At 58.7% G+C, this 2886-nt stretch carries 3 protein-coding genes and 1 pseudogene; 2 read left to right on the forward strand and 2 right to left on the reverse strand.

Annotated elements, in window-relative coordinates:
- Positions 1–121: 121 nt before the first annotated feature.
- On the reverse strand, positions 122–256 hold the full coding sequence (locus tag QZ409_RS17215; RefSeq protein ID WP_296713732.1) for a hypothetical protein: 135 nt from the start codon (positions 254–256) through the stop codon (positions 122–124).
- Positions 257–329: 73 nt separating this feature from the next.
- Here QZ409_RS17215 and QZ409_RS17220 point away from each other — a divergent pair, with 73 nt between their 5' ends.
- Positions 330–881, forward strand: a complete 552-nt coding sequence (locus tag QZ409_RS17220) for a CIA30 family protein (protein ID WP_296713734.1) — start codon at positions 330–332, stop codon at positions 879–881.
- 379 nt (positions 882–1260) lie between these two features.
- Here the strand turns inward: QZ409_RS17220 and QZ409_RS17225 are convergent, their stop codons facing one another.
- Positions 1261–2049, reverse strand: coding sequence for a pentapeptide repeat-containing protein (locus QZ409_RS17225; protein WP_296713735.1), 789 nt, complete (start codon positions 2047–2049; stop codon positions 1261–1263).
- 387 nt (positions 2050–2436) lie between these two features.
- On the opposite strand from QZ409_RS17225, the pseudogene QZ409_RS17230 reads away from it, so the two are divergent.
- Positions 2437–2650, forward strand: a pseudogene (locus tag QZ409_RS17230) (arsenical resistance protein ArsH); the annotation flags it as partial.
- Positions 2651–2886 lie beyond the last annotated feature (236 nt).

Below are 2886 nucleotides of genomic sequence, written 5' to 3' on the forward strand. Positions count from 1 at the left end.
GCCGGATAACGCTCAATAACGCCATGTCTATCACTCCAAAGACCCCCGCTGACGCCAGCCGGGAGAAGTTCAAACATGGGTCAAATCTCAGTGGAAATGCCCGCCCAAAGCGGGTCAGTTCTCAGTGGCAATCAACAGCCTGAATAGCCATGATGGGCACGACCAATTTCAGCGAGGATTTCAAACGCGATGCGGTGTGGTAGATCACCGAGCTTGTCGTGGCCTCGCCCCGCAGGTGATCGGCAGCTTCCAGCAAGCCAGCCCGCTTCGGCCTGTCTATAGTGCAGGCCAGCCGATGGACGCGCTGACGGTTTCAGGGGAGCAGAGAAATGTTGGTTACGTCTGCGATCATAGACGACTTGAGTCGCGACCCACCCCTTGCCGCGATCGGGAGCAAATGGCGGCTTTTTACCGACCAGGTCATGGGTGGCGTCTCCAATGGGACCATCGCCCGCGACGTCATCGCGGGTAGGGCCGCCATCCGCATGCGAGGTGACGTCAGCCTCGAGAACAATGGCGGCTTTGTTCAGATCGTCCTCGATCTCTCGCCTGATGGTGGAGTTGTCGATGCCAGCGGCTGGAGCGGGATCGAGCTCGACGTATTCGGCAATGATGAGGAGTACGGCGTTCATCTGCGGACGGACGCGCTGACCAGGCCGTGGCAATCTTATCGCCAAATTTTCACGGCATACGCGGATTGGCGGACGGTTCAGCTGCCGTTCGACCACTTTGTTCCCTACCGCACCGATGTTTTGCTCGATACTCGTCGGTTGCGGCGCATCGGCTTGGTGGCCATAGGTCGCGCCTTCGCTCCCGATCTTGCTCTCGGCGGGCTGCGGTTTATGACATTGCCGCGGTTCATAAAGGAGCCGTCTTCATGAAGGTAACCGTGCTTGTTCACGGCGCGAAAACTTTGGCTGCAAAGCCTCCCGCCGGGCCGCCATGCTCTTTCGCAATATTTTTCGACACCTTCGCTCTTTGTCACATGACAAAAATACCTGGCCGACATTCGCTCTGACCGTAGTGACTTCCGTCGACGCGTCGTCAAATTTCAGGCGCCGGTAAAGGGGGGCATCGCGCTTGCGGCCCGCGCCCATATGGGCCATCTCGAGATCGATCCCTCAGCTTTGCGCACCTTCCGCGAAGGCGAGTCCATCGGCCTGGTGCGGCGTCAGGCTTCGATCGTTCTGGCGCCGACGGCGGCGACAATCACATCACGACCGAAAGCAGCAATCTCAGCGGTGCGTGGAGTTAGCGGAGTTATTTGGCGCCGTCTGCTGGCGTTAGCCCCTTCACTCCTGTCAAAGTCGCCTGGTCGAATGTCGTATGATCTAACTTCGCGCCTGTGAAGTCAGCATTGGTGAGATACGCGCCCGAAAAGTCTGCGTGCGTTAGATCGGCGCCCCTGAAATTTGCGTTATTCAGCTTGGCAAACTCGAAGGTGATGTGCCCGAGGCCGGCGTTCGTGAAGTTGGCGCCGTCGAGGTTTGCTCCCTTGAACTCGCTGCGCAGCATGCCCATCGACTGATTTGCTATGACTACGGACATACGCGTGCCCGTGAAGTTCGCGCCGCGCATGTCGTCGTAGCTGAAGTGGACTGTGGCAGACGTGTCAGAGAGGTCCGCTTCCACGAAGCTCGCTGCCGTCTCTCGTTGATTGTCCATCCCCTCAGCGGTGATGACCACTTGGAGCGTGGCGCCGTGGAGCTTTGCACGATTGAAATTGGCTTTCATGATCCACGTCCCAGTCAAGTCCGCCTTCGTCAGGTCTGCCTCGGTGAGGTCAGCCCCAACCAGCTTCACCCCATGTAGGTTTGCCCCGGAAAGATCGGCATGTGCGAGATTCGCGCCGCTCAGATCAAGCCCGGTCAGGTCGTCTCCACTCATGTCCTTGTTGGATAGGTCCACCTTATCCTTCGGCATGGCGCTCACGGCGGTCCGCACCTGCTCCGCTGTAAGGTGGCCAGCCGCCTGCGACGGCATGGTCCAGAGAAGAGCTGCGGACAAAGCGGCGGTGCTGGCGAGGCCCTCGAAGGATTTATTGCGCACGTTCGTTCCCCTCGTTGGTAGACGCTGTGAAACTGAGACATGATAGCATTACGGCACTTTTCCTGCGCGCTCGGAGTAAATAAAAAGGTACCCGGTAGCGGCGAGGTCCAGAAGTTCCCCGAGTTGCGGCTCCGCGCCGGGGTAGCGGGAAGGCCAGAGAGCAGTTGGCCAAAGCAGAATGCGAAGATCGAGGCACTGCGCGATCCGGAGAGGGCGTCTTTTCGGCGATCCACGGATAGGGTCACTGCCATCCTCATGGAAAGGCTTGGCCCCTCTAGCCAAACCGTGCGCGCCTAATTTGTCCGGCTCAATATCGATGGCTGCTTTTGGCGTCTCATGAATTACGGCTTTCCACCCTGAACATTCGTTGGTTGAAAAAAACCGCACGTCGACCAGATGCGCATTCTCGGACGCTAGATGCGCTTCATCTCGATCCCCAATCAATCGTCCGTCGCCAAGGCCTTCACAGACTTCGACGACGACCGGATGAAGCCCTTGTCTTAATTCGACCGCGTCGTCGACGTGATGGAAGACCTGGTGAAATCTGGTCGATCGCTATTCCGAACGGAAGGACAGCGCCGAAGAAATGTCAAAACGTTGAATCAAAGGTTTATCTGACTGCAAGCGGGCTCTGCCGGCGGCCGCGCAGCGCGCGCGGTCGCCTACTGTTACTTATTTTCAGCGCGGGATCAGCACTTGGCCGGCCCCCATTGGGTGGTCCGGTTTGAATGTTAGTGCATGACGAGCTGCGGCGCCAATGCCGGGGTGGCCGGCGAAGCTGGTCCGGATTGCGCAGCCGGCCATAGAACGGCTTCTGGAGCGGGCGGTTTATAGCCC

Source organism: Rhodoblastus sp. (assembly GCF_019449565.1).
In the GTDB taxonomy this organism is placed as follows: domain Bacteria; phylum Pseudomonadota; class Alphaproteobacteria; order Rhizobiales; family Beijerinckiaceae; genus Rhodoblastus.

Excerpts from the sequence above, each read along its gene's own strand:
- QZ409_RS17220 (WP_296713734.1), top strand. The coding sequence starts at position 330 with ATGTTGGTTACGTCTGCGATCATAGACGACTTGAGTCGCGACCCACCC.